Origin of the sequence: Nocardioides psychrotolerans (assembly GCF_900113685.1) — a bacterium.
GTDB lineage: Bacteria > Actinomycetota > Actinomycetes > Propionibacteriales > Nocardioidaceae > Nocardioides > Nocardioides psychrotolerans.
The window spans coordinates 1-13,458 of sequence record NZ_FOQG01000030.1; the positions used below are offsets into that span (position 1 = coordinate 1).

Below are 13,458 nucleotides of genomic sequence, written 5' to 3' on the forward strand. Positions count from 1 at the left end.
ACGCGAGAGGTAGGCGACCGCACGTCGCATCACCTCGGCCTCCTGCTCGAGCAGACGGATCCGCTTCTTGGCCTCACGCAGCTCGGCTGACTCGGCCGCGGTCGGGCCTGGCCGGGCACCGTCCTCGATGTCGGCTTTCTTCATCCAGCCGTGAAGGCAGCCCTCGGAGATCCCGAAGTCCTTCGCGATCTGGTTCAACGGAGCTTCGCCCTTGCGGGCAACGGCCACGACATCGTCGCGGAACTCCTTGGGGTACGGCTTCGGCATGACAGACATCCTTCCAGCGAGGAGCGATCCTCACAGGTCAGGTGTCAACCGATCCCTGGGCAGTCCCGACAGGCGTTGGGACACATCGCCTGTCCTTCATGTCCACAGTGCGGCCCTACCGCGCACTTTCATGACCTGCGGCACCCATGGGTCGCTTTCGACGGCGGACCCCGCGGTCACTTAGGTAGGTGTGTTGATGCGGCGACTGCAGCGCCGTGACCAGGTCTGGCCGCTTCGTCAGCGCGGCCTGGATTCGCTTCTTGGCCCGCGCCGTCCGTTGGTCGATGACTGCCCTGCTGACGCCGTATTCGGCGGCCAGGTCTGCGGCGGGCACGGCGTCCATGAAACGGCGTCGCAATACAGCGGCGTCCTGGTCCGACACCAGGGCAAGGGCGTCTTGCCACACTGCGTCCGCCACCACCCCCAGCGACGGGGTCCCGGCGGCCCGAAGCGTCGCCATCAACAACGACAGCGGATCGTCACCATCGGGGGCAAAGTTAACGGCCGGACGCCGTTGGTCCCTTCGCAGGTAGTCGATGACGGCGTTGTTGGCGGCGCGCTGCAGCCATGCGGCCGGGTTACCCGGGGCGTCGGGATGGGGCCATCTGTTCAGGTACTTGAACAGGACGTCTTGGACCAGGTCGTCGATGGCGTCCTGGGGCAGCCCAGCGCGCCGTACGCCACCGCGCACGATCTTCTGGGTCACCATCACCAGTTCGTCATGTTCCATCAGGTTCCATTCTAGGAACGTTGGCAAGGGCTGACATTCGTCCGATCGGTCAGATTCGTCCTGGTGTTCGCGTCGATCCCTGTACCCCCTGAACGGGGTTCGACGAAAGGCACGCATGTGAACCACATTTTCAAGCAGGCAAACGCCGATTTCATTACTGACTACTTGGTCGTCGGCGGGGATCTGGACCAAGACAACAACCAAGCCGTCCATCAAGCCGTCGAACTAGGCGACACAGCAGGGATCACCCATGTGCTGGATGTGCGATTGGAAGCCAACGACAGCGGACTGTGGTCATACATGCCCGACGTCGCCTACCGGTGGGACGGGATGGACGACGCTGGCCAAGTCGTGCCGGACGCATGGTGGGACGGCATCGCCGACTGGGCTGTCAGTGCAATCACCGCTGGCGGGCGCGTCCTGGTCCACTGTCACATGGGGATCAACCGCAGCCCCAGCGCCGCCTACGCCATTCTGCTGACGATGGGTTGGGACCCCGTCGAAGCCTTGGCCGCGATCCGATCGGCACGACCCATCGCCAACGCCTGGTACGCCGAACAGGCCCTGACCTGGCACCTGAAGCGGACCAACACCCCGCCCAGGCAGGCGGCCCAGGCCCATCGACAACTGGCTGCCTGGCGTCGCGAACACCCGCTTGACGTCGTACGCATCATCGCGGACGTCCGCACCCGCACGAACGACTGGTGATCAAGTGCAGTCCGCGGCGAATGGGACGCCGTCACATCCGGATGCGACTGGCCGCCCGGTGACCACCGGTCTGACAACCAACAGGGTTGAAACGTGGGAAACGCCGCGAAGCACCCTGCACCCGCCGCTGCCGCACATAGGGGGTCTGACCTGGGCAAACGCCGATCGCATGGCAACACCGGGGGACACGTGGAACACGGAGGGTGCGGGCTCATAACCCAGAGGTCGCAGGTTCAAATCCTGCCCCCGCTACCAAAAGATCGAGGTCAGACACCGTCTGGCCTCGATCTGTTTGTGGAGGTCGCTATGGCGATCCATCATCAATCCATCACATTCGGAGCGTCCCTTTGGTCGCTGCCGGTTCGTGGCTCACACCTGGTGGGTATGAACACTCACGAACTGGGCCTGGAGCCCTTGATGGGCGTGGAGGAGCTCGCGGAGTACCTCGGCGTCCCGGTGCAGACGATCTACGACTGGCGGGTGGCCGGCACAGCCCCGCGAGCCTTCAAGTGCGGCAAGCGGCTGAAGTTCGCCGTCTCGGACGTACGGAGCTGGCTGGAGACGCGGCACGAGGCCGACCGGTGAGCCGCCAGCGGGTCCCGATCGGGACGCATGGCGCGGTGACGGTGCTGACGCTGCCCGACAGGCGGATGGAGGCGCGCACGCGCTTCCGCGATCTCGATGGGAAGTCGCGGCTGGTGTCGGCTCGGGGACAGTCGCGTTCGGCGGCCGAGATCGCGCTGAAGCGACGGCTGTCCGAGCGGAACGTCTACCAGCCCGTCGACACGTCGCTCACCCTCGACAGCCCGTTCGGCGAGCTCGTCGACTACTGGTTGGCTGACCTCGACCCGGAGGCCCGGATCGCGCCGTCGACCCGGCGGTTCTACGAGGACGCGATTCGCCATGAGGTATTGCCTGCCTTGGAGCACCTGACCCTGCGCGAGATCGGAGTAGCCCGCTGCGACGCGCTGCTCAAGCGACTCGGCCAGCTGTCGTATGCCCGCTCGAAGCGCGCCAAGACCGTGCTGCGGCTCGCGTTTGGGCTGGCGGTGCGGCACGAGGTGATGCCGCGCAATCCCATCGACGGTGTCTCCCGGATGCACAAGCCCAAGCGGTCTCCGACCGCGCTGGCCGCCGTCGCAGTGAACGCGATTCGCGCGGTCATCAAGGCGTGGGAGCACCAGCGGGGGAGCAGCGGTCCCAACCCGGACGGCCAGCTCGGCCAGATCGTCGAGGTCATGCTCGGCACGTCGGCCCGGATCGGGGAGGTGCTCGGCATCCGTCGCTGCGACCTCGATCTAACAACCACACCGGCAACGCTGCGGATCTGCGGCACCGTCATCAGCCAGAAGGGCGTCGGGACCTTCCGCCAGGCCCACCCGAAGACGGATCGCTCCAACCGGGTGGTCGCGCTCCCGACGTTCACGGCCGAGGCGCTGCGCCGCCGACTGGCGGTGTCGGGGGACAGGTCGTTCGACGCGCTGGTCTTCGCGAGCCGTGAAGGCACCCCGCTGACGACGGCGAACGTGCGGCGCCAACTCCGCACCGTCCTGGAGCGAGCCGGGATCACCGGCGTCACGCCGCACATGTTCCGCCGCACTGTCGCCACGGTCATCAACGAGGCGGCGAGCGTGGATCTCGCCGCGCAGCTCCTCGGCCACACCGACCCGAAGGTGACGATCGAGCACTACATCCGCCGCAACGAGCACGTGAACCCGCTGACCGCCGAGCTGCTCGACCAAGCCTTCGCTCAGGAGGACGAAAGCAAGTCCTCGTGACGCCGTTCGGGAACGACGGGGTTCCACCGCCTGCGGAACGGGCTGGTTCCCCGAACGTCAGTAGACCGGATCGTCGGTCAGAGCGACCGCGATGATCGACCGGAGCTTCGAGGAGTCACCGTCCGCGCGCGCGACATGGCACGCGGAGTGGAGGCCGTCCATGTCGACCTTGCTCCAGTCGAGACCGTGGCCCGACTCTGCCAGCAGTTGGGCGAAAAACTCGCGCTGAGTCCGTCCGTTGCCCTCGCGGAACGGGTGGGCAAAATTCATGCAGTCGTACAGGTAGGTCACCTCGTCGACCAGCGCCTCCTGTCCAACGTCGCGGAGCAGGTGGCTCTCGGCGATGCGGGTGGCGACGTGTGCGACCGGGCGTTCGATCTCCAGTGGCGGAATGAACGATGTGTCGTCCCCATCGCCCTTCGCTATGCCTACGGTCCGCAGATCCCCGGGCCACTCGTAGATGTCCTGGAAGAGCTGGAAGTGGAGATGCTGAAGGTGCGCCAGGTCGAACGTCCGCGACACCAGTCGTGGTTGCGAGCGCAATTCGGTCAGCCGGAACTCAAGGAGGTCGTTCTCGGCGGCACGCAACTCGTCACTGGTCGTTGCCCCGACTTTGTTCCGCAGGACCGGTGAACCGGGGGCGAGCAGGTAGCCCGCCCAGCGCGCCTCGTGGTCGCCGATCTCCCACGGGCGAGGTTCGGTCACGACAAGCCGTAGCGGCTGCGGACTCGCCTGCCCAGTTGCTCGATGTCGATCTCACCCCGGACGTATGCGTCCTGGTCCGAGCGGGTCGCCTCCGTGCTGCGGGAACCCTCCAACTCGGAGGAACGCCGGGCATCCTCGATGGCGCGCTTGCGGCGCTCAATCTCGGTGATCTCGACGGTCATCAGTGTTCCTCCTTGGTGTCCAAGTCTACCGGTGACGGCCGACATCGGTCGGTTCCATACGCGGATGGGGGTGGGGGTGGGGGAGAGCTTCGCCGACTACGTCAACGAGACGCTCGGCTTCGGGCTCACCAACACCACGGCCCTGTTCTCGGTGGGGCTGGTGGTCGTTCTGGTCCTGCAGTTCCGGGAACGCCGCTACATCCCCGGCATCTACTGGCTCGCGGTGGTCCTCATCAGCGTGGTCGGCACGCTGCTCACCGACAACCTGACCGACGCCCGCGGTGTCGCCCTGTGGGTCAGCTCCACGGTCTTCGCCGTGCTGCTCGCCGGCGTGTTCGCGGCCTGGTACGCCCGGGAGCGCACGCTGTCGATCCACGCGATCAACACGACGCCCCGCGAGGCGTGGTACTGGCTGGTCGTGCTGGTCACCTTCGCCCTCGGCACCGCGGTGGGCGACTGGACCCTCGAGCTCACCGGCTGGTCGCCGGGCGCCTCGATCCTGCTCCCCGCGAGCCTGATCCTCGCCGTGCTGGCAGCCTGGCGCTTCGGGATGGGCCCGGTGCTCTCGTTCTGGCTCGCCTACATCCTGACTCGCCCGCTGGGTGCCAACATCGGCGACTTCCTGGCGCTGCCCAAGGGCGAGGGTGGGCTCGGTCTCGGCACCCTGGTCACGAGCCTGGTCTTCCTCGGCACCATCCTCGCCACGGTCGTCTACCTGACCCGGTCGCGCGTCGACCGCACCGAGGTCGTCGCCTCGGACATCCCCGAGGGAGAGAGCGCACTGACCTGAACCGTCGTCACACCGAGAGGAGGGACCCCAGGGCCCGGAGCGGTAACACGCGCTCCGGGGCCCCGGTGCGTCCCCGGCGACGCGGGATCAGGAACCCGCGGGAGCGAAGCGGTCAGGTGCCTGGCAGGTGCCCGCTCCTACGGTCACACCATGATCGCCTTCCTGACACCGCTGCTCTACAGCCTGGGCCCCGCAGCCCTGCTGCTCGCCATGGTCATCGTCTTCGCCGAGACGGGCCTGCTCGTCGGGTTCTTCCTCCCTGGCGACTCGCTCCTCTTCACGGTCGGCATCCTGGTCGCCACGGGCGTGATCCACCTTCCTCTGGTGCTGGTCGCAGCGTGCCTGTTCGGTGCCGCAGCGGCCGGCGACCAGGTGGGCTACCTCCTGGGGCGCCGGTTCGGGCCACGAGTCTTCAACCGCAACGAGTCGCGGTTGTTCTCCCGCTCGCACGCGCAGCGCGCCGAGACCTTCTTCGCCAAGCACGGCTCGAAGGCCGTCATACTGGCCCGTTTCGTCCCCGTGGTGCGGACCTTCACGCCGGTCGTCGCCGGGGTGGCGCGGATGCCGCGACGCACCTTCACGGTCTTCAACCTCGCGGGAGCAGCCCTCTGGGCCGTCGGACTCCTCGTCGCCGGCTACTTCCTCGGAGGCGTGCCGATCGTGGCTACGCACGTCGAGCTGTTCGCGATCGGGATGGTTGCCGTCTCGCTCGTCCCCGCAGCCGCCGCGGTCGTGCGACACAAGATCGGTGCGCGACACGAGGCCGACGGGGATAGCGTTTCTGTCGAGCCCCTTGAGGTCCTGAGATGAATGTGCGGCGAGCACTCGCTGCCGTGGCCGCCGGCCTCGCGCTCTCAGCCACCCTCCTCCTCGTGGACGGGCCTGCCGACGCGGAGGATGCGCGGACTATCAGGTCGCTCGCTGCGACTCCGGCGCCGGGACCTGTGCACCACCTCGAAAGCCCAGCCGAGGTCCGTGTCCTCCTGCGGTCCCTGGGCATCCCGGCCACTGCTGCCGGCTCACCTGAATGGACCCCGGCCACCGCATCGGCCATCGACGCCCACGGGGGACCGAAGGCACTCGCTGCTCGGCTCTCGCTGGAGTACAACGGTGCCGTCTCCGGTCGAGAGGTGGAGCAGCTCGTACGCCGCGTGACGCGTGAACTGCGCCGCGGACACGTGTCCACCGGGCGGTTGCTGGACGTGGCCGAGGCTCAGTGCCGACGCGAGCTCACCGACCGGCTGGCACGTGGGGTCCCGACGTCGCGCGCATCGGCGTGACGGGTGGCTCGCCGTGACGATCAGGACCCGGCGGGTGAACCCGGGTCCCTGTGCTCGGCTGATGGCGCGGTCGGCGCCAGCGTTGACTCCAGCGCCTCGATGCGCGAAGCGAGCTCGGTGAGCAGCACCAGTGCGCGAGCCTCGAATGCCTCCTCCGCCTGATCCTCCGGCTCCTGCTCCTCACGGACGAACAGCGACGCGACGGCTGCTGTGACGAGTGCCATGAGGCCGAACCGCGCGATCATCAGGACGGACGCGAGGAGGCGGCCTGTCACGGACTCGGGCACCTCGGCCACGAAGCCCCCGCCGGCCACCAGCGAGAGCGCCCACCACAATCCCTCCCCGACGTTGGAGACCTGACGTGACTCGAAGGCCGCGAAGCCGCCACCCGCCAGGAGGACGAGGAAGGCCGCCACGATCAGGTAGGTGATCATTCAGCGCCGGAAGTGCGTCCCCAGCTTCAGCATGGCCCAGGGTCCTGGGGCGGGTGGGCGGCCAGGCCCGCACACAGGAGCGATAGGCCACCAGCCCCCTCGGGGACGACCAGACCTGCTGTGAGGGGTCGCGTCCTGACCGGGCCCGTCTCCTGGCCGGCGAACACGTAGCGGCGGTAGGAGACGAAGCGGACGACGGCGCCCAGGTCGACGCCGATGACGTTGGCCGAGATGTTGTCCGCGGTCCTAAAGGTCAGCCCCGGTACGTCGTGGGACAGGACGAGGCAGAGCGCCGAGACGCCGAAGCCGACGGCGTTGAACAAGATGAACAGCATGACCTCACGTCGTCTCGTCGCGCTCGTGGTGCCGCGCCAGGTGAGCAGGCTGTGCCGAGGTAGGTCACCGCGGTGGCGACCAGGACAGCGAGCGCACGTGCCGCGACGGGGTGGTGTCCGGCAAGGGGCCCGGCGTCGAGGAGTGCGTTGAAGGTGAGGACGTCGACGACGTAGCCGGCGCCGCCGACGGTCAGGAAGGTACCGACCTCGCGTGGGTCGATGCGACGGGTGCGTGGACACGCGGGCCAGTGAGCTCGGCCCAGCGCCACGCGAGGACCTTGGTGAGCGCTTCGGCCGCGATGGCGCCGGACATCTTGGAGGAGCCGCGTGTCCGGTCGACGAAGGTGATCGGCACCTCGGCGATCCGCAGACCGGCGCGGTGGGCCTTCCAGGTGTTCTCGATCTGGAAGCAGTAGCCGTTGGAGGTGCTGCCGAGGACGTCGATCGCGTGGAGCGCGTCGGCCCGGAACGCCTTGAAGCCGGCCGTGCTGTCGTGCACGGGCACTGCCAGCAGCAACCTGACGTAGAGGTTGCCGAGTCGGGAGATCAGGCGACGAGTCCAGGCCCAGTTCTGCACCGAGCCCTGGGGGACGTAGCGCGATCCGACCGCGACGTCTGCGTGGTTCAGCGCGGCCACGAGGCTGCCGATCCGTTCGGGCGGGTGGGAGAGGTCGGCGTCCATCTGGACGACGACGTCATAGCCGTGGTCGAGCGCCCAGGCGAACCCCGCCCGGTAGGCCGCACCGAGTCCCTGCTTCTGCTCCTTGCTCATCAAGAACACGTGGGGGTCGTGGGCGGCGTGCTCCCTGATGCGCTCTGCGGTCCCGTCGGGGCTCTGGTCGTCGACGAAGAGCACGTCAGCACCCGGTGAGGCGCCCCTGACGCGGTTGAGGAGCTGAGTGACGTTGTCGGCCTCGTCGTAGGTCGGGATCACGATCACGATGCGTCGTGCGGGCATGGCTTCTCCTGGGGGGGCACGGTGTGGGCTCGGTGGCGGGAGAACCGGTGGGGGTGATCTGGTGGAAGACGCGGTAGCCGTCGATGTCGCCGACGTAGTGGTAGTGCTGGTCCAGCGCGACCTGGGCTGTCGTGGGGTCGATGCCCCAGCCGGCCAGGCTGGCGCCGGTGGTGATGACCCAGTCGGGACGTGAGGTGCCGGCGAGGACGGCCGTGAGGGCCAGCAGGCCGGGGTCGCGCACCCTGACGGGCAGGCTCCAGATCTCGGGATAGGGGCTGGCCATCCCACTGGCGCGCAGGATGTCGGGGTGTCCGTAGGCGACGACTGCGGTGTCACCGGGTTGCTGGTGGGTCGAGAGCCACGAGACGAGCGGGTCGGCGTGGGAGGTCACGGACGTCCGGGCGGCCACGACGACCGTCGCGACCAGGGCCGCTGCCACCACGTAGCTGAGGACCGCCAGCAGGTCCCAGGGGGCGAAGCCTGGGGATCGCAGTGCTGGCTGCGGCCCTGGCGTCGCGTCGGGGGTGGCGTACGGCGTGGCACAGATCGAGGCCACGGCGAGGACGAGCCCCGGGACCAGGAGGATCAGGTAGTGCAGCCAGTAGCTGCCGCCGGCGAGCACCGCGATGCACTCCCAGGTGAGCAGGACGAGCGCGGGGACACGGAGATCGACGCCGCTGCCCTCGTGACGCCGACGCAACCTGACGATCAGGAGTCCGATGATGACCGGGGCACCCGTCACTGCCAGGGACAGCAGGAGGCGGTCCAGGCGGATCGACGTCGCGTCGCTGGCGGATCCGCTGATGACCGTGGAGGCGTGGAGGCGGAAGGTGACCACTGCCTCCCACAGCCCGGCGAGCGACGTCCCGCGGCTCGACGCGAACCCGAGGACGAGGGCGGCGCTCAGGAACGCACCTGCCGCCGGGACGGCGATGTCGGTGAGGGCGGCCCGGGGGCCTCGACGGTAGGCGGTCCGGGCGGCCAGGAGAGCGATCAGGAGGAGGGCGTCCACCTCGTTCTGCTTCACCAGGACGGCGGCGGCTGCAGCGATTCCTGCGGTGAGGAGCAGCCGTGTCCTGGCCTCGAGGGTCGTCGCTGCCTGGGCGCGGAGCAACCGTTCGATGCTGAGCAGGATCGCGGGGAGCGCGATGAGCTCGCCGTTGACCTCCAGGGCGTCGACCAGCGAGCTGACGAGGGAGGCTGCGGTCAGGAGAGCGGTCAGCGCGGGCGCCCACCGGGTGCCGCGGCCTCCGGCGACAGCGAGGGCACCGATCCGACCGGCCAGCAGCACCGAGATCGCCACCAACACGGCTCCGAGCAGCCTCAGGGCGACGGTGCCCCCGAGGTGGTCGGCGAGGCCGAAGAACCCGATGAGCAGCGGCGGGCGATCGACCCAGTAGTTGCCGTACAGCGACGTGCCTGGACTCCACTGGGAACCCACGAGCAGGAGGCCGCCCTCATCAGGCCCCAGGGGCAGGCTCGCGAAGGGCAACCGGACCAGGAACGCCGAGAGCGCGAGCACCAGCACGGCGCTCGTGGGCGACCAGGTCTGCGCGAGGCGATGACGGCGTCGCCACGGTGAGCGCGACCCGTGAGCGGGCGCTCGAGGGGCCAGGCTTGTCGTCATGGCCACAGCGTGTGGCCGCGAGCCTGCCACCCACCTGACCAGAGCCACACTGCCCCGGGGGTAGGGGACCGGTCAGGCGAGGGGGAGTCGGAGCACGAAGCGGGTGGGTGGTCCCGCGTCGTCGAGCTCGAGGTCGCCACCGACACTGCGTGCCGTGCGGCGACCGATGCTCAGCCCGAGTCCGGCGCCGGATCCTCCGGTCGAGCTCACGCCCGGCTCGAAGATCTCCTCGGAGTCGCCTCCGCTGACGCCGGGTCCGTCGTCCTCCACGACGACGTCGACCATCCCCGTCGTGCTGGCGGTCACGGTGACGGTGACGCGGCTGTCGGCGAAGCGCAGGGCGTTCGCGAGCACGGGGGCCAGGGCGCGGACGGCGACCGAGTGCGGGGCAGCGACCTGGTGGTCGTCGACGTCGACCTCGACCCTGACCTCGACACCGGGTCCGTCGGCGGCCGGGTTGCTCGTGACGTCGTCCACGACCGCTGCGATCGAGCACGTCGCGGCCTGACGCAGGCTGTCGGCGTTGCGGGCGACGTCCAGCAGGGTGGTGATGGTCTCCGACATGCGGTGGCTCGCCGCGGAGATCTCCTCGAGGCTCTCCTGAGCGTGCGGAGGCAGGCCTCCTTGGAGCAGGGCGAGGTCGGCCGCACCTTGGACCGCCGTCAGGGGGGTGCGCAGCTCGTGCGCAAGGTCGGCGGTGAGTCGTTGCTCGGCGTGGATCGCCGCCGATACCTTGTCGAGGAGGGTGTCCAGGGTGGCCGCCAGGGAAGTGATCTCGTTGGAGGGTGCCCCGAGCTCGAAGCGCCGTGACAGGTCGTGCTCGCTCCAGTCCTTCGCAGTCCGCGCCAGGACGCTGACCGGTCTCAGGGCACGTGTGGTGACCCAGGCCGCGATCGCGGCGGCGGCGGCGGTAGCGAGAGCGCCGGTGATGATGCTGACGATCAGGGCATAGCGCTCGGCAGCCTCGTAGGGACTCAGACGTTCGGACAGGACCACGACGCCCTGGTCGCCGGCGTCGCTCAGGAAGGGCAGCGCGAGGACGCGGGCGGTGTCTCCGGCGGTGCGGTAGGTCGTGGTTTCGGTCGTGCTCAGCTCGTCATAGATGTCCTCGAGTGCCGAGGAGGCGACCCCTGCGACGGGGGCTCCCTGAGCGTCGTAGACCACGACGCCGGTGTCGAGCTCGGCCGAGGTCACCGCGAGCCCCTGTCTGTCGGCGTTGCTGACGGTGCTGACCACCGCATCGGCACGATCCTCGAGCACCGTGTCCACGTTGGTCCTGCTGAGGTCGGCGAGGATCAGCTGGAGCACGATGGTGAGGGCGATCATCGCGAAGGCCGTCACGCACGCGGTCAGGATGACGATCTGGCCGCGGAACGAGCTGGTCATGCCGGTGCGGGAGCGACTCACGTCAGGCGGAACCCGACACCGCGGACGGTCTCGATCGTGACGGGCGACCCGATGGTGTCGAGCTTGGCCCGGATGCGCCGGACGAAGGAGTCGATGGTGTTCTCGTTGACCACGGCACCGTCGGGCCAGGCGGCGGCGACGACGGTGCGGCGTCTCACGACCTCTCCCGGGCGGGAGGTGAGGGCTGCGAGCATGCGGTACTCAGTCGGGGTCAGCAGGATCTCGCCCTGCTCGGAACGGACTCCGTGCCGGGCCGGGTCGAGCACGAGGCCCGAGACCTCGGTGGTGACGGCCGGGCGTCCGCGCTTCGCGAGCGCCTCCACGCGGGCGATGAGCTCCTTGACGTCGAACGGCTTGGCGAGGTAGTCGTCGCCACCGGCGCTGAAGCCCGAGAGCTTGTCGTGGACGGTGCCCAGTGCGGTGAGGAACAGCACAGGTGCTGACTGGCCGGCTGAGCGCAGGGCCTGGGTGACGTCGCGACCGTCGGAGTCGGGGAGCCCGATGTCCATGATGAGGACGTCCACGGCGCTGTCGGAACCGAAGCGGCGCAGGGCCTCGCCCCCGTCGTGCGCCGTCAGGACCTCGTGGCCCGCGAAACCCATCGCCTGCGTGACCAGGCGCCGGATGGCGGGGTCGTCCTCACAGATGCCGATCAACATGGCGTTCACCCCTTCCCTCCGAGTCTCTCAGCATGGCGGGCCAGACGGGACGTACATCGCATGATCGACGTTCCCACGCCCCACCTGCACGTCACCTGACCGGTCGATGCGAGCCGACCGGTCCAGCGGCGACGAAGGCGTTCAGGTTGTCGGCACCTTGCGGCGCGCACCATCGGGTCACGCACCAGCTCTCGCCCTCCTCTGACCGGAGAAGTCATGTCCACCACCACCACCGCCACCCGGCGTCCCAGCACCCCGCAGGCAGGCCCCCGCCGCCGGACGATCTCGGAGCGCTCCCTGCTGATGGCGGTGGTCACCGGTGCCGTCGCCACCACCGTCCTGTGGTGGCACGACGCCATGGGGATGGCCGGCCTCGGGGACTGGCTCACCGCTGCCGGGCGACTGACCGGGCTCTACGGCGGCTACACCGTCGCGGTGGTGTTGCTCCTCATGAGCCGAGCCCCGTGGATCGAGCACGGACTCGGCTCGGACCGCCTGGCTCGGTGGCACGCCATGGGCGGGAGGTACCTGATCAGCCTGCTGACGGCGCACGCGCTGCTCCTCACCTGGGGCTACGCGCTCACTTCGCAGACCGGCTTCCTGGCCGAGACGAAGGTGATGATCTTCGTCATCCCCGACGTCCTGCTGGCCACGATCGGCTTCGGCCTGCTCCTGCTCGTCGGGCTCGTCTCGGCACGCAAGGTGCGCGAGCGCGTGTCCTACGAGACCTGGTACCTGCTGCACCTGCTCACCTACGTCGCGGTGGGCCTCAGCTTCCTGCACGTCCTCTCGGCTGGTGCCGACTTCCAGACGGGCTGGGCGAAGGCCGCCTGGATCGCGCTGTACGCCGCGGTTGCCGCTGCTCTGCTGTGGTACCGCTGGCTGGTCCCGGTCCGTGACGCCCTGCGCCACCAGCTGCGGGTCGCCGCCGTGGTCCAGGAGGGCCCCGACGTCGTCTCGATCGTGGTGTCGGGGACCGACCTGGACCTGCTCGGAGCCCAACCCGGCCAGTTCTTCCGCTGGCGCTTCCTCACGGCCCGCGGATGGTGGCAGTCACACCCCTTCTCCCTCTCGGCCATGCCGACCACTGGCGAGATGCGGATCACCGTCAAGGACCTCGGTGACCACAGCCGCGACCTGCAGGGGCTCCGACCCGGCGTGCGCGTCATCGCCGAAGGCCCCTACGGCGCCTTCACCCCCGCGCGTCGCCGCGGTCACGGGGTCCTGCTGCTCGCCGGCGGCATCGGCATCACGCCGCTGCGCACCATGCTCGAGCACCTCGGACCCGAGACCGGACCCGTCACGCTCGTCTACCGCGCCAACCAGCCCGAGGAGCTCATCTTCGCCGCCGAGCTCGAGGAGCTCGCACGATCAGCCCACGTGGAGGTGCACTACGCCCTCGGCCTGCCCGGCGGTGACGGCGACGTCCTCGTGGGTAGCCGACTGGGCGACCTCGTGAACGGACTCGCCGCACGCGACGCCTTCGTCTGCGGGCCCCCGCGCTTCATGGAGGCCGCACGCGACAGCCTGCTGCGCTGCGAGCTCCCGGCACGCCACATCCACTCCGAGCAGTTCACCTTCTAGAGGGAGAGTCACCG

At 69.0% G+C, this 13,458-nt stretch carries 17 protein-coding genes; 7 read left to right on the top strand and 10 right to left on the bottom strand.

From position 1 onward, the window contains the following. Both BM204_RS21215 and BM204_RS21220 read right to left on the bottom strand, forming a co-directional pair. Positions 1–267 (bottom strand): transposase (locus BM204_RS21215; RefSeq protein ID WP_143099867.1); only part of this gene is annotated, 267 nt, incomplete at its 3' end. A 115-nt stretch (positions 268–382) separates the two neighbouring features. Beyond that, positions 383–997: an RNA polymerase sigma factor gene (locus BM204_RS21220; protein ID WP_170259305.1), complete on the bottom strand. Its 615-nt coding sequence runs from the start codon at positions 995–997 to the stop codon at positions 383–385. Between the two features lie 63 nt (positions 998–1,060). On the opposite strand from BM204_RS21220, the gene BM204_RS21225 reads away from it, so the two are divergent. The 3 genes from BM204_RS21225 (at position 1,061) to BM204_RS21240 (ending at position 3,483) form a co-directional block, all read left to right on the top strand. Next, positions 1,061–1,705: a protein-tyrosine phosphatase family protein gene (locus tag BM204_RS21225; RefSeq protein ID WP_170259306.1), complete on the top strand. Its 645-nt coding sequence runs from the start codon at positions 1,061–1,063 to the stop codon at positions 1,703–1,705. A 384-nt stretch (positions 1,706–2,089) separates the two neighbouring features. Further along, the gene (locus tag BM204_RS21235) at positions 2,090–2,290 is read left to right on the top strand and encodes a helix-turn-helix transcriptional regulator (protein ID WP_218031375.1); all 201 of its coding nucleotides are present in this window, start codon (positions 2,090–2,092) and stop codon (positions 2,288–2,290) included. After that, positions 2,287–3,483, top strand: coding sequence for a tyrosine-type recombinase/integrase (locus BM204_RS21240; protein WP_170259307.1), 1,197 nt, complete (start codon positions 2,287–2,289; stop codon positions 3,481–3,483). Before BM204_RS21235 ends, BM204_RS21240 begins: the two co-directional genes overlap by 4 nt. Positions 3,484–3,540: 57 nt before the next feature. On the opposite strand, the gene BM204_RS21245 is transcribed toward BM204_RS21240, so the two are convergent. Then, positions 3,541–4,188 (bottom strand): Fic/DOC family protein, encoded by a 648-nt coding sequence (locus tag BM204_RS21245; protein WP_091117503.1) that lies wholly within the window; start codon positions 4,186–4,188, stop codon positions 3,541–3,543. Continuing rightward, a complete protein-coding gene (locus BM204_RS21250) occupies positions 4,185–4,370 on the bottom strand; it encodes an antitoxin VbhA family protein (RefSeq protein ID WP_091117547.1) in 186 nt (61 codons plus the stop codon). Before BM204_RS21250 ends, BM204_RS21245 begins: the two co-directional genes overlap by 4 nt. Positions 4,371–4,434: 64 nt before the next feature. Here BM204_RS21250 and BM204_RS21255 point away from each other — a divergent pair, with 64 nt between their 5' ends. From BM204_RS21255 to BM204_RS21265, 3 genes are all read left to right on the top strand, one after another. Then, positions 4,435–5,160: a COG4705 family protein gene (locus BM204_RS21255; protein ID WP_246166584.1), complete on the top strand. Its 726-nt coding sequence runs from the start codon at positions 4,435–4,437 to the stop codon at positions 5,158–5,160. A 150-nt stretch (positions 5,161–5,310) separates the two neighbouring features. Further along, positions 5,311–5,970, top strand: coding sequence for a DedA family protein (locus BM204_RS21260; RefSeq protein WP_091117504.1), 660 nt, complete (start codon positions 5,311–5,313; stop codon positions 5,968–5,970). A gap of 134 nt (positions 5,971–6,104) precedes the next feature. Beyond that, the gene (locus BM204_RS21265) at positions 6,105–6,440 is read left to right on the top strand and encodes a hypothetical protein (protein ID WP_091117506.1); all 336 of its coding nucleotides are present in this window, start codon (positions 6,105–6,107) and stop codon (positions 6,438–6,440) included. 20 nt (positions 6,441–6,460) lie between these two features. Here BM204_RS21265 and BM204_RS21270 read toward each other — a convergent pair whose 3' ends face one another. The 6 genes from BM204_RS21270 to BM204_RS21295 form a co-directional block, all read right to left on the bottom strand. Beyond that, positions 6,461–6,874, bottom strand: coding sequence for an ion channel (locus tag BM204_RS21270; protein WP_091117507.1), 414 nt, complete (start codon positions 6,872–6,874; stop codon positions 6,461–6,463). Between the two features lie 26 nt (positions 6,875–6,900). After that, complete coding sequence (locus tag BM204_RS21275; protein WP_170259308.1) at positions 6,901–7,449, bottom strand: GtrA family protein; 549 nt, start codon at positions 7,447–7,449, stop codon at positions 6,901–6,903. Continuing rightward, positions 7,400–8,167 (bottom strand): polyprenol monophosphomannose synthase, encoded by a 768-nt coding sequence (locus BM204_RS21280; protein ID WP_091117511.1) that lies wholly within the window; start codon positions 8,165–8,167, stop codon positions 7,400–7,402. Before BM204_RS21280 ends, BM204_RS21275 begins: the two co-directional genes overlap by 50 nt. Continuing rightward, positions 8,067–9,794: a hypothetical protein gene (locus BM204_RS21285; protein ID WP_143099869.1), complete on the bottom strand. Its 1,728-nt coding sequence runs from the start codon at positions 9,792–9,794 to the stop codon at positions 8,067–8,069. Before BM204_RS21285 ends, BM204_RS21280 begins: the two co-directional genes overlap by 101 nt. Positions 9,795–9,866: 72 nt before the next feature. Continuing rightward, positions 9,867–11,180, bottom strand: a complete 1,314-nt coding sequence (locus BM204_RS21290; protein ID WP_143099870.1) for a sensor histidine kinase — start codon at positions 11,178–11,180, stop codon at positions 9,867–9,869. Between the two features lie 17 nt (positions 11,181–11,197). Beyond that, positions 11,198–11,860 (bottom strand): response regulator transcription factor, encoded by a 663-nt coding sequence (locus tag BM204_RS21295; RefSeq protein ID WP_091117517.1) that lies wholly within the window; start codon positions 11,858–11,860, stop codon positions 11,198–11,200. Between the two features lie 216 nt (positions 11,861–12,076). Here BM204_RS21295 and BM204_RS21300 point away from each other — a divergent pair, with 216 nt between their 5' ends. Then, complete coding sequence (locus BM204_RS21300; protein WP_091117519.1) at positions 12,077–13,444, top strand: ferredoxin reductase family protein; 1,368 nt, start codon at positions 12,077–12,079, stop codon at positions 13,442–13,444. Positions 13,445–13,458: the final 14 nt, after the last annotated feature.

Excerpts from the sequence above, each read along its gene's own strand:
- BM204_RS21220 (WP_170259305.1), bottom strand. The coding sequence starts at position 997 with ATGGAACATGACGAACTGGTGATGGTGACCCAGAAGATCGTGCGCGGT.
- BM204_RS21235 (WP_218031375.1), top strand. The coding sequence starts at position 2,090 with ATGAACACTCACGAACTGGGCCTGGAGCCCTTGATGGGCGTGGAGGAG.
- BM204_RS21250 (WP_091117547.1), bottom strand. The coding sequence starts at position 4,370 with ATGACCGTCGAGATCACCGAGATTGAGCGCCGCAAGCGCGCCATCGAG.
- BM204_RS21255 (WP_246166584.1), top strand. The coding sequence starts at position 4,435 with ATGGGGGTGGGGGTGGGGGAGAGCTTCGCCGACTACGTCAACGAGACG.
- BM204_RS21260 (WP_091117504.1), top strand. The coding sequence starts at position 5,311 with ATGATCGCCTTCCTGACACCGCTGCTCTACAGCCTGGGCCCCGCAGCC.
- BM204_RS21270 (WP_091117507.1), bottom strand. The coding sequence starts at position 6,874 with ATGATCACCTACCTGATCGTGGCGGCCTTCCTCGTCCTCCTGGCGGGT.
- BM204_RS21280 (WP_091117511.1), bottom strand. The coding sequence starts at position 8,167 with ATGCCCGCACGACGCATCGTGATCGTGATCCCGACCTACGACGAGGCC.
- BM204_RS21285 (WP_143099869.1), bottom strand. The coding sequence starts at position 9,794 with ATGACGACAAGCCTGGCCCCTCGAGCGCCCGCTCACGGGTCGCGCTCA.
- BM204_RS21290 (WP_143099870.1), bottom strand. The coding sequence starts at position 11,180 with ATGACCAGCTCGTTCCGCGGCCAGATCGTCATCCTGACCGCGTGCGTG.
- BM204_RS21295 (WP_091117517.1), bottom strand. The coding sequence starts at position 11,860 with ATGTTGATCGGCATCTGTGAGGACGACCCCGCCATCCGGCGCCTGGTC.
- BM204_RS21300 (WP_091117519.1), top strand. The coding sequence starts at position 12,077 with ATGTCCACCACCACCACCGCCACCCGGCGTCCCAGCACCCCGCAGGCA.